This window comes from Roseibium sp. (genome assembly GCF_965229775.1).
GTDB lineage: Bacteria > Pseudomonadota > Alphaproteobacteria > Rhizobiales > Stappiaceae > Roseibium.
The window spans coordinates 41,187-68,117 of sequence record NZ_OZ245929.1; the positions used below are offsets into that span (position 1 = coordinate 41,187).

26 protein-coding genes are annotated in these 26,931 nt (G+C 59.9%); 8 read left to right on the forward strand and 18 right to left on the reverse strand.

The features are described from left to right. Window positions 1–390 precede the first annotated feature (390 nt). Together ACO07N_RS00205 and ACO07N_RS00210 are read right to left on the reverse strand one after the other, a co-directional pair. Window positions 391–2,391, reverse strand: a complete 2,001-nt coding sequence (locus ACO07N_RS00205; protein WP_421979085.1) for a methyl-accepting chemotaxis protein — start codon at window positions 2,389–2,391, stop codon at window positions 391–393. Between the two features lie 178 nt (window positions 2,392–2,569). After that, complete coding sequence (locus ACO07N_RS00210; protein WP_421979086.1) at window positions 2,570–3,142, reverse strand: hypothetical protein; 573 nt, start codon at window positions 3,140–3,142, stop codon at window positions 2,570–2,572. Window positions 3,143–3,670: 528 nt separating this feature from the next. Here ACO07N_RS00210 and ACO07N_RS00215 point away from each other — a divergent pair. The 5 genes from ACO07N_RS00215 (at window position 3,671) to pcp (ending at window position 8,292) form a co-directional block, all read left to right on the forward strand. Next, window positions 3,671–4,312: a 50S ribosomal protein L25/general stress protein Ctc gene (locus ACO07N_RS00215; protein ID WP_421979087.1), complete on the forward strand. Its 642-nt coding sequence runs from the start codon at window positions 3,671–3,673 to the stop codon at window positions 4,310–4,312. A gap of 104 nt (window positions 4,313–4,416) precedes the next feature. After that, window positions 4,417–5,157: an aminoacyl-tRNA hydrolase gene (pth, locus tag ACO07N_RS00220; protein WP_421979088.1), complete on the forward strand. Its 741-nt coding sequence runs from the start codon at window positions 4,417–4,419 to the stop codon at window positions 5,155–5,157. A 136-nt stretch (window positions 5,158–5,293) separates the two neighbouring features. Further along, window positions 5,294–6,310: a ribonuclease T2 family protein gene (locus ACO07N_RS00225; RefSeq protein WP_421979089.1), complete on the forward strand. Its 1,017-nt coding sequence runs from the start codon at window positions 5,294–5,296 to the stop codon at window positions 6,308–6,310. Window positions 6,311–6,451: 141 nt separating this feature from the next. Further along, a complete protein-coding gene (gene ychF, locus ACO07N_RS00230; protein ID WP_421979090.1) occupies window positions 6,452–7,552 on the forward strand; it encodes a redox-regulated ATPase YchF in 1,101 nt (366 codons plus the stop codon). 71 nt (window positions 7,553–7,623) lie between these two features. Further along, window positions 7,624–8,292: a pyroglutamyl-peptidase I gene (gene pcp / locus ACO07N_RS00235; RefSeq protein ID WP_421979091.1), complete on the forward strand. Its 669-nt coding sequence runs from the start codon at window positions 7,624–7,626 to the stop codon at window positions 8,290–8,292. Window positions 8,293–8,493: 201 nt separating this feature from the next. On the opposite strand, the gene ACO07N_RS00240 is transcribed toward pcp, so the two are convergent. Together ACO07N_RS00240 and ACO07N_RS00245 are read right to left on the reverse strand one after the other, a co-directional pair. After that, complete coding sequence (locus ACO07N_RS00240) at window positions 8,494–8,658, reverse strand: hypothetical protein (RefSeq protein WP_421979092.1); 165 nt, start codon at window positions 8,656–8,658, stop codon at window positions 8,494–8,496. Window positions 8,659–8,896: 238 nt separating this feature from the next. Next, the gene (locus ACO07N_RS00245) at window positions 8,897–9,064 is read right to left on the reverse strand and encodes a hypothetical protein (RefSeq protein ID WP_421979093.1); all 168 of its coding nucleotides are present in this window, start codon (window positions 9,062–9,064) and stop codon (window positions 8,897–8,899) included. 152 nt (window positions 9,065–9,216) lie between these two features. Here ACO07N_RS00245 and ACO07N_RS00250 point away from each other — a divergent pair, with 152 nt between their 5' ends. After that, on the forward strand, window positions 9,217–10,998 hold the full coding sequence (locus ACO07N_RS00250) for an SLC13 family permease (protein WP_421979094.1): 1,782 nt from the start codon (window positions 9,217–9,219) through the stop codon (window positions 10,996–10,998). Window positions 10,999–11,002: 4 nt separating this feature from the next. Here ACO07N_RS00250 and ACO07N_RS00255 read toward each other — a convergent pair whose 3' ends face one another. After that, window positions 11,003–11,902: an AraC family transcriptional regulator gene (locus tag ACO07N_RS00255; protein ID WP_421979095.1), complete on the reverse strand. Its 900-nt coding sequence runs from the start codon at window positions 11,900–11,902 to the stop codon at window positions 11,003–11,005. A 242-nt stretch (window positions 11,903–12,144) separates the two neighbouring features. On the opposite strand from ACO07N_RS00255, the gene ACO07N_RS00260 reads away from it, so the two are divergent. Together ACO07N_RS00260 and ACO07N_RS00265 are read left to right on the forward strand one after the other, a co-directional pair. Further along, a complete protein-coding gene (locus ACO07N_RS00260) occupies window positions 12,145–12,603 on the forward strand; it encodes a MaoC family dehydratase (RefSeq protein WP_421979096.1) in 459 nt (152 codons plus the stop codon). Further along, window positions 12,600–13,088 (forward strand): MaoC family dehydratase, encoded by a 489-nt coding sequence (locus ACO07N_RS00265; RefSeq protein ID WP_421979097.1) that lies wholly within the window; start codon window positions 12,600–12,602, stop codon window positions 13,086–13,088. Before ACO07N_RS00260 ends, ACO07N_RS00265 begins: the two co-directional genes overlap by 4 nt. A 140-nt stretch (window positions 13,089–13,228) precedes the next feature. Here the strand turns inward: ACO07N_RS00265 and ACO07N_RS00270 are convergent, their stop codons facing one another. From ACO07N_RS00270 to ACO07N_RS00330, 13 genes are all read right to left on the reverse strand, one after another. Beyond that, window positions 13,229–13,708: a GNAT family N-acetyltransferase gene (locus ACO07N_RS00270; protein WP_421979098.1), complete on the reverse strand. Its 480-nt coding sequence runs from the start codon at window positions 13,706–13,708 to the stop codon at window positions 13,229–13,231. Window positions 13,709–13,718: 10 nt separating this feature from the next. Beyond that, window positions 13,719–14,369, reverse strand: coding sequence for a 5,6-dimethylbenzimidazole synthase (gene bluB, locus ACO07N_RS00275; protein WP_421979099.1), 651 nt, complete (start codon window positions 14,367–14,369; stop codon window positions 13,719–13,721). A gap of 4 nt (window positions 14,370–14,373) precedes the next feature. Continuing rightward, window positions 14,374–14,922, reverse strand: a complete 549-nt coding sequence (locus ACO07N_RS00280) for an adenine phosphoribosyltransferase (RefSeq protein WP_421979100.1) — start codon at window positions 14,920–14,922, stop codon at window positions 14,374–14,376. A gap of 124 nt (window positions 14,923–15,046) precedes the next feature. Further along, a complete protein-coding gene (locus tag ACO07N_RS00285) occupies window positions 15,047–15,928 on the reverse strand; it encodes an S-methyl-5'-thioadenosine phosphorylase (protein WP_421979101.1) in 882 nt (293 codons plus the stop codon). A 72-nt stretch (window positions 15,929–16,000) separates the two neighbouring features. Continuing rightward, a complete protein-coding gene (locus ACO07N_RS00290) occupies window positions 16,001–16,303 on the reverse strand; it encodes a hypothetical protein (RefSeq protein WP_421979102.1) in 303 nt (100 codons plus the stop codon). Window positions 16,304–16,871: 568 nt separating this feature from the next. Then, on the reverse strand, window positions 16,872–17,711 hold the full coding sequence (locus ACO07N_RS00295; protein WP_421979103.1) for a cytochrome c1: 840 nt from the start codon (window positions 17,709–17,711) through the stop codon (window positions 16,872–16,874). A 30-nt stretch (window positions 17,712–17,741) separates the two neighbouring features. Further along, complete coding sequence (locus tag ACO07N_RS00300; RefSeq protein ID WP_421979104.1) at window positions 17,742–19,007, reverse strand: cytochrome b; 1,266 nt, start codon at window positions 19,005–19,007, stop codon at window positions 17,742–17,744. A 25-nt stretch (window positions 19,008–19,032) separates the two neighbouring features. Further along, the gene (gene petA / locus ACO07N_RS00305) at window positions 19,033–19,596 is read right to left on the reverse strand and encodes a ubiquinol-cytochrome c reductase iron-sulfur subunit (RefSeq protein ID WP_421979105.1); all 564 of its coding nucleotides are present in this window, start codon (window positions 19,594–19,596) and stop codon (window positions 19,033–19,035) included. A gap of 303 nt (window positions 19,597–19,899) precedes the next feature. Beyond that, window positions 19,900–21,738, reverse strand: a complete 1,839-nt coding sequence (locus ACO07N_RS00310; protein ID WP_421979106.1) for an ABC transporter ATP-binding protein — start codon at window positions 21,736–21,738, stop codon at window positions 19,900–19,902. Window positions 21,739–21,740: 2 nt separating this feature from the next. Then, window positions 21,741–22,169 (reverse strand): hypothetical protein, encoded by a 429-nt coding sequence (locus ACO07N_RS00315; protein WP_421979107.1) that lies wholly within the window; start codon window positions 22,167–22,169, stop codon window positions 21,741–21,743. A gap of 393 nt (window positions 22,170–22,562) precedes the next feature. Further along, the gene (locus ACO07N_RS00320; RefSeq protein ID WP_421979108.1) at window positions 22,563–24,356 is read right to left on the reverse strand and encodes a putative bifunctional diguanylate cyclase/phosphodiesterase; all 1,794 of its coding nucleotides are present in this window, start codon (window positions 24,354–24,356) and stop codon (window positions 22,563–22,565) included. A gap of 218 nt (window positions 24,357–24,574) precedes the next feature. After that, window positions 24,575–24,976, reverse strand: a complete 402-nt coding sequence (locus tag ACO07N_RS00325; RefSeq protein WP_319383476.1) for a DUF2177 family protein — start codon at window positions 24,974–24,976, stop codon at window positions 24,575–24,577. A gap of 88 nt (window positions 24,977–25,064) precedes the next feature. Beyond that, entirely contained in the window at window positions 25,065–26,852 is a 1,788-nt protein-coding gene (locus ACO07N_RS00330) for an ABC transporter ATP-binding protein (protein WP_421984356.1), read from the reverse strand. Window positions 26,853–26,931: the final 79 nt, after the last annotated feature.

The window sequence follows — 26,931 nt, forward strand, 5'->3', positions numbered from 1 at the left end:
GCCAGTGCCCCGCTGCGATCGATGGCTGCGCAACGGGAGGCGGAGCGGCATGGATGCCATGGCCGAACCCAATTCGGCCCGGCTTAATCCGAATTGGATCTGGTGAGGCGATCCCCTGCCAAGGAACTTGTCATTCCGGCTGAAGCGCAGCAGAAGGCCGGAACCCAGTACCCCCGTGTTTCTCCGTTTTGTATTCCTCGTCGGCCACACGGAAAACCGGGATGACAGATCCGGGAATCGATTTCGCATCCCGACTTGGCACCGTAAGAAACGTCTCTCCGTTCCACATCACAGATGTTCGACAATGTTTGTAAAACCGAAACAGGCCCCGGCGCAGCGCCGGGGCCTGTTGTTTGTCGCATCAGGGAAAGCCTGGATCGCCGTTGAGCCTCAGGCGGCCGCCACCGCCTTGAGGAAACGGTCGACGGTCTCACGCAGGTCCGTGGTGCGGGCGTTGACGTCGGTGGATGCGTTCAGCACCTGACCGGCGGACGAGCTGGTCACCTGGGCCTTTTCGGAGATCGTGATGATGGTCTGCGCGACCTCTTGCGTTCCCTTCGCGGCATCCTGGACGTTGCCGGAGATCTCGTTCGTCGCAGCGCCCTGCTGCTCGACCGCTGCGGCGATCGTGCCGGTGTATTCGTCCACCTGGCTCATCGTCTCGGTGATCCCGGCGATTGCGGAGACGGCTTCCTTGGTCGCCGCCTGGACTTCCGTGATCTGTCCCTCGATCTCTTCCGTGGCCTTGGCCGTCTGCGTGGCAAGCTCCTTGACCTCGGAGGCGACGACGGCGAACCCGCGCCCGGCTTCACCGGCCCGCGCGGCCTCGATCGTGGCGTTGAGCGCCAGCAGGTTGGTCTGTTCGGCGATTGCCGAAATCAGGTTGACCACATCGCCGATCCGCTGCGCCGCTTCCGCAAGACCTTCGATCTTGGTGTTTGTCTGCACCGCGGCCTCGGTCGCGCTTTGCACGATATCGGTCGTCGACTGGACCTGACGGCGGATTTCCTGAATGGATGCCGACAGTTCTTCCGAAGCAGAGGCCACGGTCTGAACGTTGGTTGAAGCCGCTTCCGAGGCGCTGGACGCATTGGAGGCTTCACCGGCTGTCTCATCTGCAACGCCGTTGAGTTCTTCTGCCGCGGTTCGCATCTGCTCGCTGTTGCTGTAGACGGCATCGAGCATCTGCGTGACTTCGGACCTGAAATCGGAGATGAGGCTCGCAACCGCATCCGCTTGCCGGGCCTGCTCGACGGATGTCTCCTGCTGTTCCTGCTCCAGCCGCTCGCGTTCGAGGGCATTTTCGCGGAAAATGCGGACCGAAGCAGCCATCTCGGTGATCTCGTCACGTGCCGATTGCGCCGGGACATCGACACTCGTGTCCCCGCCGGCCAGTTTGTTCATGACATCACTGAGACCGGTGATACGGCCGGACAGGCCCCTGGCCGTGACCAGGCCGAACATGGCGGCGATCAGTGCACAGACGATCGCGCTTGCGAAAATCCAGATCTGCAGCGTCGTCAGCGGTGCCAGAACCTCGCTGGCCGCCTGCACGACAACGACGGCATAGCTCTGGCCGAACGCAGTGATCGGAACGATCGCAGCAAAGACGTCCTGTCCGTTGAAGTCCGGCAGGCGCGTGAAGGTGTTCCCGCCTCCCATCGATGCAGCGATTTCCGGTGCGTTGAACTGGTCGCTAAGCAGTTCGGAGACCTCGGCCGTACGCAGGCTGTCATTCATCGCGAGACCTTCCCCGTTGAGAAGCAGGGTCTCACCGGTGTCTCCCAGGCCCGCAAACTTGCCGAGCAAAGTTGTGACTTCGACCGTCGGCGCTTCGTAGACCGCCATGCCGATCGTCTTGCTGCCGACCGAGATCGGGGCGGCCAGGAAACCGGTGGCCTCGTTGTTTCGTCCCGGATAGTGCTCCGGATCATAGGCAACCACCGCCTCGTTGCCGTCAACGACGATCGTCTTGTAGGCGTCGGCCAGGGGTGTGGTCTGCCAGGCTTCGGCCTGAACGTTCACACCGAAGTCATCCAGTTTGCGCGCGCTGTAGATGACGTCGCCATTGAGATTGACGAGCAACAGGTCGGGAAAATTGTTCGCGTCCGCAAAGTCGCGGAGCGGTGTGTGATGCTTGGCATGGGCCTTGTCGTAGGGCTTGCGCCCGGCCTTGACCAACTGGTCCCGCTCCTCGACCGGGTGCGGATTGTCCGTCACATAGATCTTCGTGAGCGTTGCGGACGCCTTGTCCTTGTATTTGGCCCAGGCGGCATCAAAAGCACTGTAGGCCGCCCTGAGCGTCTTGCCCTGGACATGCCCTTCGATCGTTCTCTGTTTCCCGTGATAAAGTTCCAGCAGGCTGTCCCGGCGGCTCTCGGCCAATGCCATCAATCGCTGTTCTGCCTGTCCTTTGACGGTGTTTGCGCTTGAAACGTAACTTGCGATACCGACGCCCGCAGAACACAGAAGCGCTATCCCTAGGACAAGCGCTGGAAGTTTTGCCGCAACCTTCACGGAATTCTCCAAAGTCTCGCGGGAAGGCGCTGCCTTCCCGCATGTGTGTAGATCAGAGGTTTTCGACGTTCACACCGAAGGTGACGGCACCGATTGCTTCGCCGCTCTCCGGGTCGACGACCGTGACGCTGACCTGGCTCTGGAGGGTCTGCGTGCTTTCGTCTTCTTCCAGTTCACTGATGTGGACGGCGCCCTTGCCGTTGGAATAGGTGTCCTGCCACTTCGCTTCGTCGCCCTGCCAGTAGTCGGAGGTGACGTCGCTCTGGCCGACGTTCAGGCCCTTGCCGTCCATGACGAAGATTTCAGTGAACAGACCATCGCTGCTTTCCTGGACATCAGCCAGGAAGGTCGACAGCGGGCGTTCCAGCACGGTATCAATCATGGGCTGGTCGACAGCCTCTGCTTCCGCGCGCCAGGTTTTGTCGAGTTCGTCGATCTTGGCCTGATCGAAGGCAGCCGTTTCGCCGTTCTGGGCGCGGACGGCGTCAATGACTTCGCTGGAGGTGGCGATCTCGGCGATCTTTCCTGCAGCCAGCGTTTTCAGTTCGCTTTCGAATTCATTTGCGGTCGCTGTACCGGCAAACAAGAAGCAAAGTGCAGTTGTAGTGTAGACGAGATTTTTCATTTTGCTCTCCCAAGGTGTTCAACCCGGAAAAAGCATGACTTCAGCAGATTAAAATTCAGTATATGAAGAACTTAATGCTTAAAATAACAAAATATTAAGTCGAGAACCGCGAAAAATACTAATATACAAAACGAATATATTTTTCAAACTACTCTATTTTTGATTGAAAATTACAATCTCAGAACGAGCTTCAAGACTCAAAACACCGGACAGGAAGCTGATTTCCGCTTCAAAAGCAGCACACTACGAATTTGCGCAGCGAAAGGCCGTCCGAAAGATACCCGCATGACGCGAAACCGTCCCGCTCCAGGTGAGTGTCGGAATCCGGCCAGACCGGACCTCGCCGGAAAAATCGGTCACCGGCGGCACAGATTTGGTGCCGACTGTTGCATCGCGCAGGCTTTTCCGCTATACGCGCGCTCGCGCCTGCACCCCTGGAGGAGGCGCATCTGGACCGATCCCGAACAACTCAGGTCATGTCGATACGGTGGTTCGCCGGTCCGCTATCATACACTCAAGGAGTTTGCCATGGCTGCCAGCTATGAGCTGAAGGCGTCGGCACGGGACCGGGTGGGCAAGGGGGCCGCACGGGCACTGCGTCGCGAAGGCCTTCTACCTGCCGTGATCTACGGCGACAAGAAACCTGCAATGCCGATCACCATTCCGGTGAAGGAAACCACCATTACCCTTCACAAGGGTGGTTTCACCGCGCAGATCGGTATCATCGATGTCGATGGTGAAAAGCACCAGGTCATCGCGAAGGACTATCAGTTGCACCCAGTGCGCGACGATGTCCTCCACGTCGATTTCCTGCGCGTCGCAAAAGGTTCGACACTCACGGTCGAAATTCCGGTCCAGTTCCTCAACGAAGAAATCTGCCCGGGCCTCAAGAAGGGCGGCGTTCTGAACATTGTTCGCCACACCGTTGAAATGACGGTTCCGGCCGACTCCATTCCGGAAGCGCTCCAGCTTGACCTGGCAAATGCAGAGCCGGGCGACAGCCTGCACATCTCGGCTGTTGAACTTCCCGAAGGCTGTCAGCCGACGATCACCGACCGCGACTTCACCATCGCGACGATCGCTGCGCCGGCCGGCGTTCAGGAAGAAGAAGAAACCGAAGGCGAAGCTTCTGAAGAGGAAGGCGCCACGGAAGAAGAAGCAAGCGAGTAAGTCTCCGCTTCGATTTGACACGACGGGAGGCGGCCACCGCCTCCCTGCTCCGGCAGCCGTTTTCGGCTGCCTTTTCGTTTCAGCCATGATGGTGCAGGTGCGAGATGAAACTGATCGTCGGACTTGGCAATCCGGGAGCCAAATACGCCGGGCACCGGCACAACATCGGTTTCATGGCCGTCGACGAGATCCATCGCCGCCATTCCGGCTTCCAGCCATGGCGCGCGCGTTTCCAGGGCCAAGTTTCCGAGGGCCGCCTTGGCTCGGAAAAGGTGCTGTTGCTGAAGCCGTCGACCTACATGAACGAATCCGGCCGCGCGGTCGGCGAAGCCATGCGCTTCTACAAGATCGAACCGGAAGATATCGTTGTCCTTTACGACGAACTCGATTTGCCGCCCGCGAAATTCCGGATGAAGAAAGGTGGCGGTCACGGGGGCCACAACGGTCTGAGATCCCTCACGGCCCATATCGGTGCGGACTATCGCAGGCTGCGTCTTGGCATCGGCCACCCGGGCGACAAGAAGCTCGTCTCGAATTATGTGCTCGGCGACTTCGCAAAGGCAGACAGGGACTGGCTCGAACCGCTCCTGTCAAACATCGCTGACCAGGCGGCTCTCCTCGCCGAGGGCAAGGACAGCCAGTTTGCCAACAAGCTTACCCTGGCGCTGGAACCGGAAAAGGCCCAGCGGAAGGACAAGACCCGAAAATCTTCTGACACTCCCGCGAAAACCCAAAAGCCCAAGGGCCAGAGCCACATCAGGCAGGCGCGGCAGGGAAAGCCGGCCGAACTGCCCAAATCGGGGCCGATGGCCGAGATGCTGAAAAAGCTGCTTGGCGGCAGCTGAGATCCGCATCAGACACCATTTCCCCTGCTTCACAATACAACCAATACGAGAACAAAAAATGTGACTCGCGTCACAAAATGGCCATGACAACCATGCAAAATCAGGATGTTACCTGGCGCGCATCGGGGGAGATGCCATGTCTCGGATCCTGTTCTTTGCATTGATTTCATTCTCTTGTTCAAGCCCTGCCCTCGCCTTTATCAAGCTGGAGGGATACTTCATCGCCGAGAAAACCTGCGAGGCCTTTCACAGCAAGAACCGGCAGACAAACCCGGGCGGCATCACCACGCACCCTCACATGGCTTACACGATGCTCGGCATCAACAAGGAGGGCGGTGACTTCTTCCAGGTCGAGGTACCGGGCGCGCCCGTGACGACGTCGCGCTGGGTAAGTACCGATTGCGGCGTCCATGCGGTCCGGGCAGATACGCACACCGGCGCAGACGAAGAAGACGACGAGGTGGTGCTGGAGCCGAACGGAACGGAATCCACCGACAACCTCTTGACACTGAGCTGGCAACCCGCCTTCTGCGAGACCCGGCCGGGCAAGAAAGAATGCCGGGACCTGAACGACGGCAACCTGCCCCACACGACGAGACAACTGTCGATCCACGGACTTTGGCCCCAGCCGCGGGGCAACGACTATTGCGGTGTGCCGGCCTCCGTCAGAAACCTCGACACGCCGGGGAACTGGCACCGCCTGCCCGCGCCGCAAATCGATACGGAAACGGCCGACGCGCTTCAGGCCGCCATGCCGGGCTTCGCAAGCTTTCTGCACCATCATGAATGGATCAAGCACGGCACCTGCTATTTCGGTGAAGGCGGCGCCGATGAATACTACGACGACACGCTGTATCTGACCGGACTGGTTAACGACAGCGCCGTCGTCGACCTTTTCATCAACAATGTCGGCCAGGAGATCACCGGAGCCGAGATTCGGGCCGCGTTCGATGCAAGTTTCGGAAGCGGAAGCGGCGAACGGGTCCAGATCAAGTGCACGCCGGATGCCGGCAGGACACTGATCAACGAGATCTGGATCAGCCTCGGCGGAACGATCACCCCGACCTCGGACCTTGGCGAACTGATGCGCGCGGCGGCACCGATCGGCACCGGATGCGATCGCGGGATCGTCGACCCGGCCGGCCTGCAGTGATGAATAGGCCCGATTGTCGCCGTACACGTTCGCAAACCAGGCGATTTGGAAGCCTCACGGGCGGCAAGTCTTGACCTGCCCGGCCCGCTCGGGCATGTAGCGCGGCGACAGTTTCGAAAAACGAACCGAAAGCGATCTCCCATGGGATTCCAGTGCGGCATTGTCGGACTGCCGAATGTCGGCAAGTCCACGCTTTTCAACGCGCTCACAAAAACCGCCGCGGCCCAGGCCGCAAACTATCCGTTCTGCACCATCGAGCCGAATACGGGCGAGGTCGCCGTACCGGACGCACGGCTGGACGCCATCCGCGGCATTGCCCAGTCGAAGGAAGTCATCCCCACCCGGATCACCTTCGTCGATATTGCGGGTCTCGTGCGCGGCGCGTCAAAGGGTGAAGGCCTGGGCAACCAGTTTCTCGCCAACATCCGCGAAGTCGATGCGATCGCGCACGTGCTGCGCTGCTTCGAAGACGACGACATCACCCATGTCGACGGCACGATCGATCCGATCGCCGATGCCGAGACGGTGGAAACCGAGCTCATGGTCGCCGACATGGAAAGCCTGGAACGCCGCATTTCACCGCTGAAGAAAAAGGCGACCGGCGGCGACAAGGAAGCGAAGGCCGTTCTTCCGATCATGGAAGCTGCCCTCGCACTTCTCCAGGACGGCAAACCGGCCCGCGTGCTGGAAACTGCCGACGCCGAAGAAGCAAGGATGCTGAAGGGTCTGAACCTTCTGACCTCGAAGCCGGTTCTTTATGTCTGCAACGTCGACGAAGCCTCCGCCGCCGAAGGCAACGCGCTGTCGCAGAAGGTTGCCGAAAAGGCCGCCCAGGAAGGTGCGGTTGCCGTTGTCATCTCCGCTGCGATCGAGGCCGAGATTTCCCAGCTTGAAAAGGAAGAGCAGGACGAGTTCCTGGAAACCATCGGCCTCGAGGAGCCCGGTCTCGACCGCATGATCCGCGCCGGCTATGATCTGCTCGGCCTGATCACCTATTTTACCGCCGGCCCGAAGGAGACAAGGGCCTGGACGATCACCGAGGGTACAAAGGCTCCCGGTGCCGCAGGCGTGATTCACACCGATTTCGAGCGGGGCTTCATCCGCGCCCAGACAATCGCCTACGGCGATTATGTCTCTCTTGGCGGCGAAAACGCGGCCAAGGAGGCCGGCAAGGCCCGCGACGAAGGCAAGGAGTACATCGTCAAGGATGGCGACGTCCTGCTCTTCAAGTTCAATACGTGATCGAAAGACTGGGCTTCCTGCCATAGGATAGGGTCATCGGATCACCAAAGATTGCCGGGACGGAGGCCCAGATGAAAACAATCCTGCTCACCGGTTTCGAGGCCTTCGGTACGACGCCGGTGAACCCGGCCGAGATGGTTGCCCGTCGTTTGGACGGCGAAACAGTCGAAGGTGTGCGGATCGTTTCACGGGTCATCCCCAACACGTTTTTTGTCTGTATCGATGCGGTCAGGGAGGCCATGGCGGAAGTCGGGGCAGACGCTGTCGTCATGATGGGCGAGTTTGGTGGCCGGGCCACGATCACGGTTGAGCGGATCGCCCTGAATTTCAACGATTCCTCGCGCTATGGCCTGAAGGACAACGCCGGCGTCTCGCTTCAGGGTGAACCGACCGCACCGGACGGGCCCCTGGCCTACCAAAGCACATTGCCTCTTCGGGCAATGGTCAAGGCGATGCGCGAAGGCGGTATTCCCGCAGACATTTCGGATGCAGCCGGAACGTTCTGCTGCAACCACCTTTTCTACGGGATACTGCATCACATCGCGCAGTCCGGCACCGCAATACCGGCGGGCTGGGTTCACCTGCCTCACCTGCCGGAAGTCGCGGCAATGGAAGCCAATCTCGGCGCGCCGAGCATGTCGGTGGAAACCGCGTCGGAAGGCCTGCGCCTTGCGCTCGCTGCGCTTGTCACGCATCCGCGCGATATCGACGACCCGATCTCGGGCCGCCTGCAAATCTAGATTGGCTTTTGGGGGCGCTCCAGCTCATGCCCCCATCGATGCCGAGAATAGATCGGCCTCGGCGTATCGGTCGATCACACCAAGGGCAGCTTTCTGGCGACCGACATTCGGACCCTGCAGACCGCCCGGCGCTGTCAGTGACCGTGGACTGACCATATTCGGCGCAAAGAAAAACCCCGTTGGTCTCAACGGGGTTTTTTCTTAGCTTCGGTCCAGTCCCATCATCAACAGCGGGTTCGGACCCTGCTGGTCCTGCCATTTGCGCCGCCTGTGATGGCCGGACTGTGAACTCCAGCCTGTTTTAGGTGCACCGTATTCCTGAGTCAGGCGGTGCGTTTGGTAGTTGGAACGAATGTTGTATTCCATCGTCTCTCTCCCTTTCTGTGCAAGAACCCTTTGTCCTTGCGTCTGTCAGGGATATGGGGATCTCGCGTGTCCAATGTGTGAAGGACACATTACAGATCGGACACACGAATTTAAGTCATTGATTTAATGAATAAAAGAAAAGAATGACACTGCGATGCGAGGCCTGCGCACTGTGAGATTTTGACGAAATCGGGACATGCACGACAAAACCCCCGCCGGTCTTCCGGCGGGGGTTCTGTCAGCTGCGGTCCAGACCCTGCATGGTCAGCGGATTCGGACCTTTCCGGTCTTGCCATTTGCCCTTGTTCTTTCCGAATCCGAACAAGGATCCGAAAAAGTCCTGCTGGCTCTGCGCCGCGCGGGCCATGACATCGACACTGTCGTAAGATTGACCTCTGTACTTCATTTTACTCACTCCCTTCATTGCAAGTGCATCATTGCCTTGCGTCTGACAGAGATATGGCCACGGCACTTGTCCGATGAGTGGCCTTGAGATTAACGTTCGGCCATGTTCAGCTTTGTCCTGTTGTCACTGTCATTTCTCCGGGGGCCCCTTTCGTGACTTTTGACCAGATCGCCTTGTTTGTGCTTTTCGGAATTGTCTTTGCGCTGCTTGTCTGGGGCCGGATCAGGTTCGATCTCGTCGCCTTCGCCGCACTGATCGTCGGGGCCTTTCTCGGGCTCGTTCCCTCCGGCGAGATCTTCAACGGCTTCGGCCACGCCGCCGTCATCATCATCGCGCTGGTCCTGATCGTCTCGAAGGGGTTGATGAACTCGGGGGCGGTCGAGCTGATAGCAAACCATCTCCTGTCGGCCTCCAGAGGCCTTGCGCGCCACATCTCGCTGATGTCGGTGGTCGGTGCAGGGCTCTCCGGCATCATCAACAACGTGGCGGCGCTTGCCCTGTTGATGCCCCTGGACCTGGAAGCCGCGAAGAAGGCCGGACGCTCACCCGGCCTGTCGCTGATGCCGCTGTCTTTCGCGACCATTTTGGGCGGCATGATCACCCTGATCGGAACACCGCCCAACATCGTCATTGCCGAATACCGGTCCGATGCGCTCGGCCGCCCGTTCGCCATGTTCGATTTCGCACCGGTCGGGCTCACGGTCGCCGTCTTCGGCATCGCCTTCGTCGCCCTGTTCGGCTGGCGCTTCCTGCCCGCTCACTTCAGGGAAAAGCCGAAAGACGAGGGGTTCGCCGACAGTCTTTATTCGGCCGAATTGAAGATCAGCAAGGTCTCTGAGGAAAAACCCGTGGCGGTGGGCGATCTTTATCCGGTCGCCGAAGAAAAGGATGTCGTGATTATCGGCCTCATCCGCAACGGCCGGCGGATAAAGGGCTTCGCGCGCCGCGAACCGATCAAGAGCGGCGACTTTCTCGTGGTCGAGGGCGATCCGAAGGCGATCGAGAGTTTCATGGGGGCGGCCAAGCTCGACTTTGCAGGCTCCGAGCAGCACAAGGGCGGCCTTGGTGGATCTTCGCTGTCCCTTGCCGAGGCGATCGCGCCCGACAGCGCGCGCATCACGGGCACCAGCGCCTTCAGGCTGCGGCTTCTATACGGACACGGTGTCACCCTGCTCGGCATCTCCCGCGAAGGCCGCCGGATCCAGAAGCGGGTCCGGCACGAGATTATCCGTCCGGGGGACGTGCTTCTGATGATCGGGACCGAAGAGCGGCTTGAGAACGCCTTTTCCTGGCTGGGTGTGCTGCCCCTGGAAGGACGCAGGACGGACATGATCCAGCGCAACAAGGCCTGGCTGGCAATTGCCGGCTTCATTCTGGCGATCGCGGTCGCTGTTGCCGGTTTTGCCTATCTGCCGGTGGCTCTTGCAGCCTGCGTCGTCCTTTATGCAGCGACCGGCCTTGTCAGCGGCTCTGAAGTCTATAACGCGGTGGAGTGGAAGGTGATCGTGCTGCTCGGGTCGCTGATACCGCTTGGCCAGGCCTTCGAGAATGCGGGCAATGCTCAGCTGATCGCCGACGGCATCGTCGCCCTCACGGCGGGCGCCCCGGCCTGGGTCACGCTCACGGTGCTGATGATCGTGACCATGACCCTGTCCGATTTTCTGAACAACGTCGCGACCTGCCTGATCGCGGCGCCCATCTCGGTGCAGATCGCCGGAAGCCTCGGTGTCAACCCGGACCCGTTTCTGATGGCCGTCGCGGTTGCTGCCTCCTGCGCCTTTCTCACGCCGATCGGCCACAAGAACAATACGATCATCATGGGCCCGGGAGGGTACCGGTTCGGAGATTACTGGCGCATCGGCCTGCCTCTGGAGATCCTCGTTCTGGCCGTGGCCATCCCGGCGATCCTGGTGTTCTGGCCGCTGTCCGCCTGACCGCTCAGGCGGCCGGTTTCAACGGCAGGCAGATATCCGTCAGAAGATCCGCCGGCGCGGTGTCGCGAGGATTGTTCAGATAGACTTCCATGCACGGCGCATCTGCCGGCTCGCGTCCCGACTGGGTCAGCCATTCGCCATAAAGCCATTCGTAGGCCCATTTCATGTCGGCGTAAGGTCCCTTGTAATGCAGGATGGCATAGTCGCCCCCATAGGTTTCGACAGCTTCGAAGGGGGCCTCGACGGGGAAACCGTCAGACACCGCCACGCCTGCAGCGGACCGAAGCTCGTCTTCCGGGACATGTGTCGGATCGGAGTAGTACAGGCCCTTCATCGCGCCCACCTGTCCAAGCTGATTGCGGCTGGCAAGAACCCCGATGGCCTTTTCAAACGCCTTGCCGATCTCCATGTAGGCGCCCTTGTGCGGAATGACGGCAAGCGTTTCGGTGCCAATGGATTTGATTTCAACCTGATGCATGAGAAGAGATCCTCTTTTCTTGGGAATGGGAGCGCCGCCATTGGCGGGCTGGAGGCGGCCTTCGACACCGGCCTCCCGATAGGCCGAGGGAGACTGGCCGTAGACTTTCTTGAAACTGCGGCTGAAGGCTTCCTGACTGCCGTAGCCGGCGCGCTTCGCGATCTCGGCAATCGGCATCCCGGAATAGGTCAGATCCGCGGAGGCACGATGGAGCCTCAACCGCTTGACCGTCGCGACGATGGATTCGCCATAGGCCGACTGCCAGACACGGTGCCAGTGCCATGGTGACAGGGCGGCGACTTCGGCAAGCATGGCCAGATCCGGGTCTTCGTCGAGATGCGCGTAGATATATTCGATCACCCGCGTGAAGCGCCTGAGATAGCCGTCATCCTTCGGCGAGATGGACTGCTTTTCGTGCTGTGTCATTGGAAATGGCCCTGTTTCTGTCAAAGGGACACTAGCACCGGGCCATCTGACAAATCTTGCTGACTTGGACGCGAGAAGACTACAGGCATGAGGCATCGACCCGTTTGAAGGCGCACGCTCTCCTTTGAGCGCGTCTTTGTGTCCCGCCTATCGAAATTGCATCCAGTCTTGTGCTACGACAGACGACATCAACGTCCTACCGCCGCAACCGTGACCGGTTCCAGACAACACAGCCCGACCAGATGACACATCCTCAGTATTTTGAAGACTTTGCTCCCGGGCAGGAAATCCCGCTCGGCTCCATCGAGGTCACCCGGGACGACATCATCGAGTTCGCGACCGAATTCGACCCCCAGGATTTTCACATGAGCGAGGAAGGCGGCAAGGCGTCGATGCTCGGCGGCCTGGCGGCATCCGGCTGGCACACCGCTAGCATCGTCATGCGCCTTCTGGCCGTGAACCTCTTCAACAAGAGCACGGGCCGGGGGTCGCCCGGCGTCAGCAAGCTCAGGTGGAAACACCCGGTTTTTGCCGGCGACACCCTGTCGGCGCATGCCGAGATCCTGGGTACGAAACCGCTGCGCTCCAAGCCCGGCCTCGGCCTTGTCTTCATCCGCATCCGTGCCGCCAACCAGAACGGCAAGGACGTTATCGACTGGGAAAATCCCGTTCTGTTTGAAAGACGGGAGCCGGCACGATGATCGATTTTTTCGAAGATATCCGCGAAGGCGACACCCTGGAACTCGGACGCTACACCTTCCAGACGGACGAGATCATCCGCTTTGCGGAAAAGTACGATCCGCAGCCCTTTCACCTGAGCGAGGAGGGAGCGGCACGGACGCATTTCGGGCGTCTGTGTGCCTCCGGCTGGCACACGGCAAGCGTTTTCATGAAGCTGTTCGTCGCGAAGATGAAGGCCATGCAGGCAGCAGCGCGCGAAACGGGCGCCACGGCGGCAAAAATTGGCCCCTCACCGGGCTTCGAGGATCTGAAATGGATCAAGCCCGTCTTTGCCGGCGACACACTGACCTATACCCGGATCGTGACTGGAAAGACCGAGAGCCGAAGCAGGCCCGAATGGGGTCTCGTTCACTCCGACATGCTGGCCCACAACCAGGACGGAACGCTGGTGTTCTCGTTCAAGGCAACCGTTTTTGTCGAACGACGCGCCGCCCGGGCCGGCTGATAAGGAGATCCTTGCCTAAATGTCTTGCGGCTGGTCTTCCCGGCGCGCTCCGGAGACGTGCGCGGCGCGCTGATGAAAGAAACCGAAAGGTGGCGGCGGAACGTGGAGTGCATTGCCGTCTGTACGTCTGTTCAAGTCGCCTAGAGAGTGCGCGCGAACAGGATTTCGTCACGGATTTCGATGCCGTAATCGCCGCGCAGCGGTATTCCGGGCTTCTGTTCGCGTTCCTCGTCAATAACCCCCTGCCCGATCCGCTCGAAGCGGAACCCGCGCCGCTGATAGAAGCGGAAGGCATCCAGGTTGTCATTTGATGTTCTGACGGTCAGGCGCGGAACCGACTGCGAGCGCGCCTCCGTGACGACCGCGTCCAGCAACTGGCTGCCGACACCGCCCCAGCGATTGATCGAATCCAGCGTCAGGATCTCCCACTCCCCGTCCCGCTTGATCAGCGTGACCAGGCCCACCAGATCGGTCCCGTCAAAGGCAACATAGCCAGGAAGCCGGGACGCATCGACCATCTCGTTGTCCAGCATGATTTCCGGAGCGGTCCAGCGATCCGTCAGGAGCTGACGCACCGCGGGATAGTCCCCTTCTTCCGTTCGGCGAATGACTACAGGCATTGAAGCGCTCCTACCGGTGAAAAACCCTGTTTGAAAGTGGACTGCGGGCCTGCCATCGCGCGCGTTCCAGTTCCGGGTCGACATGTTCTTCTTCAGGATAGCCAACACATAGATAAGCCACGAGCCGCCAGTTCCCGTCAACCTGAAGGATTTGGCAAACCGTTGCCGGATCCAGGATCGAGACCCACCCGACGCCGACACCTTCCACCCTGGCGGCGAGCCAGAACGTATGCACCATGCTGACCGTGGAATAGGCCAGCATTTCCGGCATGGTCGCGCGGCCAAGGCCATGTCCCTGCTCCGGGTCGGTGTCGCTGAAGATGGCCAGATGCACCGGCGCTTCCCGCAATCCGGCAAGCTTGAGCTGCCTGTACCGGGTTGCCTTCTCGTCTGGATATTGCTCCGCCGCGGCTTCGTTTTCCGTCTCGAAACTGGCAATCACGCCGTCCCGCATTTCCGGGCTCGCCACGACGACGACCCGCCAGGGCTGACTGTTGCCGACGGAAGGTGCGAGATCGGCCAGATGCAGGAGACGGTCGAGCAGCCCGTCCGGCAATGGATCGGTGCGAAAGCGGCGCACATCCCGCCGCCATTTCAGCAGGGTCTCGAAATCTTGCCTGAACTGTTGGGAAAACCGCGGCCCTTCCGCTGATGGAGGCATGGCGTCAGTGCCCGGGAAATTCCACCAGCGTGCGCACCGGCACATTGAGCGCTTCAAGCTTCGCGCGGCCGCCCAGGTCCGGCAGGTCGACGATGAAGCAGGCGGCTTCGATATTCGCTCCCATGGATTTCAGCAGCTTGCAGGCCGCTTCCGCGGTACCACCGGTCGCGATCAGGTCATCGACAAGGATAACCCGGTCGCCCGGCTGTATGGCGTCCTTGTGCATTTCCATCTCATCAAGACCGTATTCAAGCGAATAGGCAATCCGAACGGTTTCGTGCGGCAGTTTCCCCTTTTTCCGGATGGGGACGAAGCCCGCCGACAGCTGATGCGCAACTGCGCCTCCGAGAATGAAACCCCGCGCCTCGATCCCGGCAATCTGGTCGACTTTCGAGCCCGCCCAGGGCTGCACGAGTGCATCGACGGCACGGCGGAACGCGCGCGCATTGCCAAGAAGCGTGGTGATGTCGCGAAACAGGATTCCCTCTTTCGGATAGTCCTTGATCGTTCGGATCGAATGGACCAATTCATCCTGGATCGTCTGTTCGGTCATCGAACTCTCTTTCTTCAGCTTGTCGTTCGGGCACATGCCCCGACCGACGCTTATAGCAAGTTTGCGTCTTCTATCGAAGCAATTTCAGCATGTTGCATTGATCGGTGTAACAACCGCTCTTGCGTCAGGACGTCTGGTTCAGAACACGACCGGCGACGGCATCGAGTTTCGCCACAAGCGCGGGGTCCCGCTTTTCGGGTGCCGTCATGAAGGCAAACTCGAGTGCCGTGTCGGACCCTGCCGGACAGGATTGATGGTCCCGCGGCAGATCCCTCGCAACCCGGGCGACAAGACGCTGGGCGTTTTCGGCATTGTCATGAAGAACCTTGATGATGGCCTGGATATCCACTTCGCCGTGATCGGGATGCCAGCTGTCATAGTCGGTAACCATCGCGACCGTCGCGTAACAGATCTCCGCTTCGCGCGCGAGTTTGGCTTCCGGCATGTTCGTCATGCCGATCACGTCGCATTCCCACGACCGGTAGAGGTGGCTTTCGGCAAGCGAGGAAAACTGCGGGCCTTCCATCGCAAGATAAGTCCCGCCCTTCGCATAGGCGAGGCCTTCGGCTTCCGCAGCCGCGGCAACGGCCTCGATCAGCTTCGGGCTGACCGGTGTTGCCATGGACACATGCGCGACGCATCCGGTGCCGAAGAAACTCTTTTCCCGGGCGATCGTGCGGTCGATGAACTGGTCGACCAGAACGAAGGTGCCCGGCGCATGCTCTTCCTTCAAGGACCCGCAGGCCGAGACAGACAGGAGATCGGTGACGCCGCAGCGCTTCATCACGTCGATATTCGCACGGTAATTGATTGTCGTCGGCGAATAGACGTGTCCCCGGCCGTGGCGGGGCAAGAACACGATTTTCAGTCCGTCTATTTCACCGATACGGACCTGGTCAGACGGCGTTCCCCAGGGGCTGGCAACAGTGATCCATTCGGCGTTTTCAAGCCCGGGAAGATCGTAGATGCCCGAACCGCCGATAATCCCAAGAACCGCATCAGCCATTGCCAAGTCTCCAGTTGAAACAAGAATCCAGTCCTGTCAGCTGATTAACAAGCAGCGGGAAACTTGAATAGGTCAAAAAACAAAAAAGGCGGCCTCAAGGCTGATCAGCGCCGCGAACCGGCCCGGCCTCATCCTGAGGAGGACCGCAAGGTCCGTCTCGAAGCAACCCTGATCAGGCAGCGCCACCTTGCGGAGTTTTTCCCTCTCCCGATGGGAGAGCGGCCTGATCTCTGAAAGGGACTTCAACACTTGTCCCCTCACCCGGCCTTTCAGGCCGACCTCTCCCGGCAGGAGAGGTAGCAGCCGCAGCGGCAAGAACGTTTTCGCCCCGAAAGCTGCCTTTCCAAGCTCAAACATCCGCTGGCGTCCCGGCATGGATTGCGAGAGCAAGTCCCCTGCCGTCCGGTTTAGAAAATACTATCGAAGTGATGCGGCTGAGAAAGCTGCATAGTTCCATCCGTCGCCACGTCTGAATGCGAACTTGTTTCCCTGATTTGTCATCCCGGTTTGCTGCGCAAGCAGCAAGACCGGGACCCAGTATCCCCTATGACTTGAGGCCGATGATAGGAAGGAGAAACAAGTGGCTACTGGGTTCCGGCCTTTCGCTGCGCTGCAGCCGGAATGACAAGAACATTGACTGGGGAGCACCTCAAAAGATGATCGCCAGGTTAAACTCGACAGCAGTGAATCAAGTCTGGCAATGACGGCTGAAATCAAGGGGGATGAATTCGCCGACCAATACGCCGCGAACCGGCCCGGCCTCATCCTGAGGAGGACCGCGAGGTCCGTCTCGAAGGATGGCGTAGCCGGCTCTGAAACTGCCGCCCATCTCTCGAGGCTCCGCTCCGCACCTCGAGAGGAGGTTGGGGATTCAGGTCGGCGGCCAGCAAAAAAGGCGGGCCCAGGGCCCGCCTTTTTCAAGATCTGCCGGTGTTTGTGCGGATCAGTGTTCCGCGTTGCGCCAGAGCTGCTTCTTGGTGAAGTACAGCAGGCCTGCAAACACGATCAGGAACACCATTACACGGAAACCGATCTTCTTGCGGTCTTCCAGATGCGGCTCCGCGGCCCACATCATGAATGCGGAGACGTCTTTCGCGTATTGCTCGACCGTCATCGGCGTGCCGTCGGTATATTCGACAGCCTCGTCGAACAGCGGCGGTGCCATCGAGATGAACTGGCCGGCCAGGAACGAGTGGTTGTAGTACTGGCCATCCGGCACGGTTACGTCAGCCGGCGGGTCCACATATCCGGTCAGAAGCGAGTAGATGTAGTCAGGACCGTTTTCCTGGTACTGCGTGAAGATGTCAAAGACGAAGCCCGGGAAGCCGCGTTGCGCGGCACGGGCCTTTGCCAGCAGCGAGAAATCGGGCGGGTACGCGCCGTTATTCGCTGCGCGGGCAGCCTGCTCGTTGGGGAAAGGCGACGGGAAGCGGTCCGCCAGGATCGCCGGCCGGTCATACATGTCGCCGAAATCGTCCGGGCCGTCGACAACCGTGTATTCGGCAGCAATAGCCTTGGCCTGGTCTTCCGTGAAGCTGGGCCCGCCGTTTTCCGCCAGGTTCCTGAAGGCGACAAGCCTCAGGCCGTGACAGGCGGAACAGTTTTCGCGATAGACCTTGAAGCCGCGCTGCAGCTGTCCGCGGTCGTAGGAACCGAACGGTCCGGCGAAGGACCAGTTCTGATAGTCGATTTCCACCTTGGCTCCGGCGGCGAGCGCCGGTGTCGCGATGGCAAGGGATGCCACCGCCACCAGGGAACGAACCATATTGATCATGGTGCTCATTGTCTCAAATAACTCCTGATCCGGTTCGCGTTATTTCGTTTCCGGCGCGGCGGCTGCGCCGGCGGGTTGCCCTGATCCGCCCTTCAGCACCGCTTCGGAGATCGAGGCCGGCAACGGGCGCGGCTTCTCCAGGAAACCGAGCATCGGCAGGACGATCAGGAAGTGGGCGAAGTAATAGGCGGTGAAGATACGCGACAGCGTCACGTAGATGCCTTCCGCAGGCATCGCACCAAGATATCCGAGTGCAACGCAGGTCAGTGCGAAGATCCAGAAGAACTGCTTGAACAGCGGCCGGTAGGTTCCGGAACGGACCTTCGACGTATCGAGCCAGGGCAGGATGAACAGGACCGCGATGGCACCGAACATAAGCACGACGCCGCCAAGCTTGTCCGGCACGGCGCGCAGGATCGCGTAGAACGGCAGGAAGTACCATTCCGGAACGATATGCGCCGGCGTCACCAGCGGGTTTGCCTCGATGTAGTTGTCCGCGTGGCCCAGATAGTTGGGCAGGTAGAAGGCGAACCACGAGAAGAAGATCATGAACACGACGATCGCGAACAGGTCCTTCACCGTGTAGTACGGGTGGAACGGCAGCGTGTCCTGCTTGGTCTTCGGCTGCACGCCCGTCGGGTTGTTGTTGCCCGTGGTGTGGAACGCCCACACGTGCAGGATGACAACGCCGAAGATCATGAACGGCAGCAGATAGTGGAGCGAGAAGAACCGGTTCAGCGTCGGATTGTCGACGGCAAAACCGCCCCACAGCCACGTCACGATGGCTTCACCCACGAGCGGGATCGCCGAGAACAGGTTCGTGATGACGGTCGCGCCCCAGAAGGACATCTGGCCCCACGGCAGAACGTAGCCCATGAAGGCCGTTCCCATCATGATCAGGAAGATGATCACGCCGAGGATCCAAGAGATCTCGCGCGGCGCCTTGTAGGAACCGTAGTAGAGGCCGCGGAAGATATGGATATAGACGGCGATGAAGAACATCGACGCGCCGTTCGAATGAAGATACCGCAGCAACCAGCCGAAATTCACATCGCGCATGATGTGCTCGACACTGTCGAATGCGGCATCGGTGCTGGGCGTGTAGTGCATCACCAGAACGATTCCGGTGAGGATCTGAGCGATCAGCACGAAGAACAGGATCCCGCCGAAAGTCCACCAGTAGTTCAGGTTTTTCGGTGTCGGGAAGTCCACGAAGGAACCGCGCATGAGCGAAATGACCGGCAGGCGGCTTTCGAGCCACTTGGCCGCAGCGCTCTGCGGTACGTAGTTTGAATGTCCAGCCATGGCTGTCTCCTAAAAATTTCTGCCGTTAACCGATCTTGATTGTCGTGTCGCTGACGAATTCGAGCGGCGGAATCAGCAAATTCTCGGGAGCCGGGCCTTTACGAATGCGGCCGGCCGTATCGTAGTGCGAGCCATGGCAGGGGCAAAACCACCCGCCGAACTCACCGGCGTCGCCAATCGGCACGCACCCCAGGTGCGTACAGATACCGATCTGCACGAGCCAGTTTTCCTTGTCCTTGACGCCCCGGTTCGGGTCGGTTGCCTCGGCGTCGGCGGGCAGGTTGGCGTTCCGGGCCAGTTTGTCCGGCAGATCCGCAATCGGAACGTCCTTGGCGTCGGTCACTTCCGTTTCCGTACGGTTGCGGATGAATACCGGCTTGCCGCGCCATTTGACTGTGATTGACTGCCCCTCTTCGACGGCAGACACGTCAACCTCGATGGATGCCAGCGCAAGCGCCGAGGCATCCGGGTTCATCTGGTCAATGAACGGCCATACCAGCGCGCCGGCGCCCACAACGCCCATTGCGCCGGTCGCGATATAGAGAAAATCACGGCGGTTCGGTTCTTCCGCATCCGTGTTGTGTGCCAAGGTCGCGTCCCCTCAAAAGTTCTACCTGTACCGATAGCCCGCATCATGTCCCACCGCCATCCTGGGAGAAGGATAGAGGGAACCATGCCGGGCTCAACGGTGGCCAAGTGCGGCAGTTCCCCGCATCGGCCAAGCGGCTTGTCTTTTTGCACCCTTCGAAACGCTTGTCCAGACAAACAAACGCCACAAAACGCATATGTCGCAGGCAAAACAACAGCCACGCCGCTTTTCTGCCCTTTTTTGGGGAAAAAGCGCAAGACCGGAATTCAAATGAATCCCGATCCCGCCATTTCGTTTTGTCAATTATGCCGCCTGAACAGGCGCCAGAAAGCCGCCCGACTGGTGCTGCCAAAGCTGCGCGTAAAGACCGTTGGCATCCAGCAGTTCCTGGTGCGAGCCTTCCTCGATGATTCGCCCCTGATCCATGACGATCAGCCGGTCCAGCGCCGCGATTGTCGACAGCCTGTGAGCGATCGCGATCACGGTTTTGCCCTTCATCAGTTCGAAGAGACTTTCCTGAATGGCAAGCTCGACTTCCGAATCCAGCGCGGATGTCGCCTCGTCCAGCACAAGGATGGGCGCATCCTTGAGCAGGACCCGGGCAATCGCAATTCTCTGCCGCTGGCCGCCGGACAGCTTGACACCGCGCTCACCGACATGGGCATCCAGCCCCGTGCGTCCGTTGAGATCGGTCAGGCCCTTCACGAAGTCCATTGCATGCGCCTTTTCAAGCGCCGCCTCGACCTCGTCCCGCTCGACATCCGGCTTGCCATAGGCAACGTTCTCGAAGATCGACCGGTGCAGAAGCGATGTGTCCTGCGTGACCACCCCCACATTCGCCCGGATATCGTCCTGCCGCACACCGGCAATGTCCTGTCCGTCGATCCGGATGCGGCCACGCTCCAGGTCATAGAAACGCAGCAGCAGGTTGACGATGGTCGACTTGCCGGCACCGGAACGCCCGATCAGACCGATTTTCTCGCCCGGAGCGATCGTCAGGTCCAGGTCCTCGATCACGCCGGACTTCTTGCCGTAGTGAAAGCCGATTCCGTCAAAACGGATCTCGCCCTTCGGCACCGAAAGCGCTCGGGCATCGGGAACATCCACCACATCCCGCTCGCGCGAGATCGTGTTGATGCCGTCCTGCACGGTCCCGATGTTTTCAAACAGGCCGGACACTTCCCAGAGGATCCATTGCGACATGCCCTGGAACCGCAGAACGAGGGCAACCGCGACGGCGATTTCGCCGGTCGTTACCCTGCCCGCCTGCCAGAGCATGATCGACATGGCCGCAACGGCGAACAGCAGCACCATGTTGAGCGTCGTCAGCGTGATGTTCATGCCGGTCACCAGCCGCATCTGCAGGAACACCGTCTTCAGGAACGACGTCATGAAAGACCTGGCATAGTCTTCTTCGCGCTCCGCATGGGAGAACAGTTTCACGGTTGAAATGTTCGTATAGGCGTCGACCACGTGCCCCGTCATCACGGACCGCGCATCGGCCTGCTCCCGCGACACGTCCTTGAGCCGCGGAATGAACACACGCATGGTGATCAGGTAACAGCCGAGCCAGGCCATGAACGGGATCGCGAAGTAGATGCTCGCTTCTGCGACCACGAACAGCGCCGCGACGAAATAGACCACCACGTAGACCAGGATATCCGCGATCCGCGTGACCACCTCGCGCACCGCCAGCGCCGTCTGCATCAGCTTGTTGGCGATACGGCCGGCAAAATCGTTCTGGTAGAACGAGATGCTCTGCCGGAGAAGGTAACGGTGGACGCGCCACCGCACCGACATCGGATAGGTGCCCATCAGACCCTGGTGAAACAGCATCTCCCAGATCGCGGCAATTCCCGGCAGCAGAACCAGCACAACGAGCCCCATCCAGACGAGCTGCCCCCAGTTGTCCTGGAAGAACGTTTCCGCGTTTTCGGTGCTGAGCCAGGTGACCAGCTCGCCCAGAAACGTGAAGATGGTGACTTCCAGAACGGCAATGAGCGCGCCCAGGATGGAAACGACGAGCAGGATCGGCCAGACGGGCTTGGTGTAATACCAGCAGAACGCCCAGAACCCGCTTGGCGGAACGTCGAGCTCGGTCTTCTCGAAGGGATCCACGAGCTTTTCGAAACGGTCGAACATGACTACCTCTCAGAGCGGCTCAAACGTAGCACGGTCAGATGCGCCATGGCATCCTGACCGGCCATCGATTGCGGCCGCGGGCGAATGGTTGTCCCGGCCGTCATGAAGAACAGGCCGGACATCAGACTTGTAAATGACAGCGCAATGATCGCCGTGCCCCAGAAGAGGGCACCCAGTTCGTCAACGAAGACGGAGACCGGGATGTGCCTGCCTGCAACTTCGAGGGCCTCGACGCGGCCCAGGTTGTAGACGAGCACCGGCACGAAAAGCAGCACTGCGACAATGAACGTGACACCGGCAAACGCTGCGGCATGCAGCAGGCCGCGCATCAGCCTGCGCCGCGCACTGCCTTGTGGAACAGGCGGCGGCGGCACTTCAACATCCGGACGGTCCGCCGGCGCGGACGGGTCCTGTGGGTAGAACGAATTCATCGGAACGGCTCCGAAAACGGGAATTTGGTCAATGGTGACGGCAGACACGTGACAAGAAACGCGCAGCACACGGACGGCTTAAGCCGGTCACCGCAGAACTAAGATGTGAAAAAGGAAGTGTTGGCGCCTAAAGCTGCCGGACGACCACCTTGGTGCAGCCAGTGGGGACTGGAAATGCCTGGATCATATGATGATCTATCATGTAAGCCCTCCTGGTTGCGCGGCCGACGGCCACAAGGAAAATCAAAAGGTCAACGACGTGAGGTTGACTGCCGGTGTTGGTAACCGTTTTAGGCGAAGATGGAAAGAGCTATCTTGCCGGCACCGCAACGAAACTGACACCTGTTGCCAATCGGACACATTGCGCCTGACCGGCGGAACACGGTCGAAACCTCAGTGGTCCTCGAAGACGAATTCGCGAACGTGGATCTCGGCTTCCCGGGGCGTCTTCCACGGCGAAACGATCGGGCCCTGAATATGCCCGCAACCCAGATCCCGCAGAATCTTCTCTTGTTCGGGCCGCTCGACGCCGAGAGCGACGACCTGATAGTCAAACTTCGCAGCGAGATTGACGACGGCTTCAACCAGATGCCGCCTGTCGATGCTCGTTTCCAGATCAGTGATGAGCGAGGGGCTGATCTTCAGAAGGTTCGCCCCGCTGTCGATGAATTGACCCAATCCGCTCTGAAGGCTGCCGAAGTTGTCGAGCGCGACACGGCAACCTGATGTCTTGAGGCTCTCCAGCGTGTCCTTCAGCCTGATGCAGTCCTCGATACGAACGATTTCCGGATCGAGTTCGATCGTCAGGTCAGACAGCGCGAAACCCGCGTCCTCGCAAAGTTGAACAAGCAGCGCCTCGAATTCCGGATCGCTCAGGCTGGCCGCGGTAAGGTCGACGCTGAGCCGCAACGGCATCCCGGACGCCTCGAGCAGCCTGCCCATTTCGGCGAGGCCCATCTCCAGCGCAAACCGCTCGATCCTTGAAATGCGCTTTGCGTCATCCTGGCTGCTCAACATCATCCTGGGATCGACAAGGCCTTCGGAGGGATGCAGCCACTGGGCGGAGACCTCGTAACCGGTGATGCGCCGCGCGTGGAGATCGAATTGCGGTTGCATCAGGAGCGTCAGATTGCCGGTCTCCAGATCCTGATCCAGCTGCGCCATGCTCATGCGCCGGTGCCGGTGCGCCGCCCCGAGCGCTTCGGTGTACCAGCAGTACCGTCCGCGTCCCGATTTTTTCGCCGCGTAAAGGGCGATGTCGCCGCAATTGATCAGTTCCTCGAGCCCGACCCTGGTGCAGTCGGCCAGGACGAGCCCGGCGCTCCCGCCGATCTTGTAGCGCTGGTGCTCGATTGGAACCGGCTTCGAAAGGTCGTCAAGCAGGCGGCTCGCCAGGCGTTCCAGTTGCTTGCCTTCAACCGGCTGAAAGAAGGCGACCATGAATTCGTCGCCGCCGATCCTTGCAGCCAGCCCGTCGTCGCCAATCACTGTCTTCAGAACGCCGGCCACGTGACGCAGGACGGCATCGCCTGCGCTGTGACCATGACTGTCGTTGATGTCCTTGAAGTGATCCAGGTCGAGCAGCAGCAGGCCGATCTGATCCGCTTCGGCCCGTCCTGCCGACAGACGCTCCTGCAGGAATTCCGTGATTTTCGCCCGGGTCACCAATCCCGTCAGCTCATCGTGTTCCGCCTGGTACTTGAGCCGCTTGCGGGTTTCCTCCAGTTCCGCGAAGCGCTCGACCTCGCGCGTCACGTCCTGGCACAAGATGATCATGCGGGTGTCGTCTTCGGTTTCAGCCTCGATGCGCGCGAATGTGAGCTGGTTCCAGAACAGTTCGCCGTTCTTTCGCCGGTTCTGGATCAGTTCCTTGAAGCCGGACGAAAACTTGTCCAGGTCGAACTTGAAGTTTTCAAGCTCGTCCGGTGCAAGTTGCTTGTTCGGGGGCAGGATGAACTCCTGCGGGCGGCGTCCCCGGATCTCCTCGGCGGTATAGCCGGTGATCCTGGTATAGGCGGGGTTCGACCATTCGATCCGGCCATAGACGTCCTGGAGGACAAGCCCCTCGTGCGCATGCTCGACCACCGTTTTGAGAATGGCAGCATCGTTCCCGAACTCCGAAGGTCGCTGTTTGTCCGAAAGCGCCCACCCGCGCCGGCCCAAGATAAACCCGGCGGAGAGGAACACGGCCCCAACTCCGGCACAAACAAACAGAAAAAGTACAGGCCAGTCGGCCGGGGACGTTTCCATGCCAGTTCATCAACTGCTTCACAAGTTGAAGACTATCCTGGCAGAATAACTTGAAGGAAACGCTAAACGGGCAGCTTCAATACAGTCGTATTATTGACAATACATGCAACGCACGCATTGAAGAAGCTGCGACATGCGAAGACCGCGCCGGAACGTCAGGTCACCATTCTTGTCAGCACGTAGCCCATGCCGGCCGAGAAGGCCGAAAGCACGGTTCCCCAGGCGACATCGACCACGGTCACGATGACCGGCCAGTCCCGGAGCGTCGCGTAGTTGGTCACATCGTAGGTCGCATAGGTGAAGAACCCGAACATCGCCCCGTAAACGATTGCGATCGCGAGGCTTTCAGACTTAAGTGCCGGCGCGACAGCGAAGATCACGATGCCGACGACGTAGATGATGTAGAACGCGCCGGCCGCCCCCATATTCGGTTTATCCATGAGCAGATGCCCGATGCGGTCGAAATAGAACCGCGTCGCGATCTGTGACAGCCAGACATAGTCGACTGCCAGAAACACCAGTGCAGTCGCAAAATAGGCAATGATGTGTTGAACCATGGGACCCTCGGAAACAAGATATGGCTGATACGTGTCCGGGTGTCGGTCGGATCATGTGTTGCAACCGCACGGCCCCTTTGTGCGCCGGTCAGGCCGTTTCGACGTCCGCCTTCAGGAAACCTCCCGACTGCCTGCGCCAGAGCTGCGCATAAAGTCCGCGTTCGTCCGCAAGGAGCGCCTCGTGGGTTCCCTGTTGCACGATCTGTCCCTTGTCCATCACGATCAGCCGGTCCATGGCCGCGATCGTCGACAGTCTGTGCGCAATCGCAATGACGGTCTTCCCGGCCATGAGGCTTTGCAGATTGTCCTGGATCGCCGCCTCGACTTCCGAATCGAGTGCGGACGTCGCCTCGTCGAGCACAAGGATCGGTGCGTCTTTCAGCAGCACACGCGCAATCGCGATGCGCTGCCGCTGTCCGCCGGACAGTTTGACACCGCGCTCACCGACAAAGGCATCGAACCCGCTCCGCCCCCTTTTGTCCGCAAGCTGTTCGATGAACTCGAGCGCGTGCGCCTTGCGGGCGGCCTCGACAAGATCCTTTTCACTGGCTGTCGTGCGGCCGTAGAGGATGTTCTCCCGGATCGACCTGTGCAGAAGCGACGTGTCCTGTGTCACCATGCCGATCGACCTGCGCAGCGTTTCCTGCGCAACCATGCTGATATCCTGGCCATCGATCACGATGCGCCCGGTTTCCAGATCAAAGAAGCGGAGCAGCAGGCTGACCAGCGTCGTCTTTCCGGCCCCTGACGGTCCGACGAGACCGACCCTTTCTCCGGGACGGATGGCAAGGTTCAGATGATCGATCACACCGCCGTCCTTGCCGTAGTGGAAGCGGATATTCTCGAACCCGATCGCACCCTCTTCGACCTTCAACGTGGTGGCGTTCGCGGCGTCCGTCAGCGTTATCGGCTTGACGACCGTCTCCATGCTGTCCTGTAGCGAGCCGAAATGCCGGAACAGACCATTGAGCTGATTGAACAGCCGGTTGAGGAGAATGTTGAGACGCAGGATCAGGCTGAGCGCGAAAGCGACATGGCCGGTGCTGATGCCGCCGTCCTGCCAGACAAGCAGCGAGGCAGCCGTGATGGATACGATCATGACGCCGTTGATCAGCGACATCGTCATCCTGATCGAGGTCAGGTACCGGGTGAAGCGCTGAAGCTTGGAAATAAAGTGTTCGACCGCCTCGCGCGCGCCCCGGTTTTCCTCTTCCGTCGAGCCGAACAGCTTCACCGACTGGATATTGGTGTAAGTGTCGACGAGTCGTCCCGTTACCCCGGAATAGCTGTTTGCCGTGTCCTTGGCCGCGAGCCGGATGCGCGGAACGAAGTAGACGGCGGTCACGGAAAAACACACAAGCCAGACGGCAACGATCGCTCCGAGCCGCACGTCGAGCTGCGTGACCAGAACCAGGGTCGTGATCGCGTAGACGATGATGAACCAGGCGACCTGCAGCAGGTTGACCATGAAATCGCCTGCGGACAGCCCCGACTGCAGAACCTTTTGCGCGAGACGACCGGCAAGATCGTCCTGGAAGTAACTCAGGCTCTGTTTCATGACACGCTGGTGGCACTGCCAGCGGACCAGGTTGAAGAAACCCGGAACAACGGTCTGCTCCTCGACCAGCGCCATGAGCGAGTTGACGATCAGCCGCAGAACAAGAACCACGAACGCCATCCCCGCGAGCGTCCAGGCGTGGTCGGTGAAGAAACTGTCCCTGTTGCCCGTTTCGAGAAGGTCCACGATCCGTCCGAGGAAATTGAAGATCGTGACTTCCACAAAAGCCGAAAGTCCTCCGAGCACCAGCATGGCCACGAAGGGCCACCTGACCTGCATCACGAAATGAGCGAGAAATGCAATCCCGTTCCGGGGCATGTCCTGTGGCGGCGGACCTCGAAACGGATCTATCCATGTTTCAAATGTGCGAAAGAGTGAGGACACGTGCCGTCTCCGG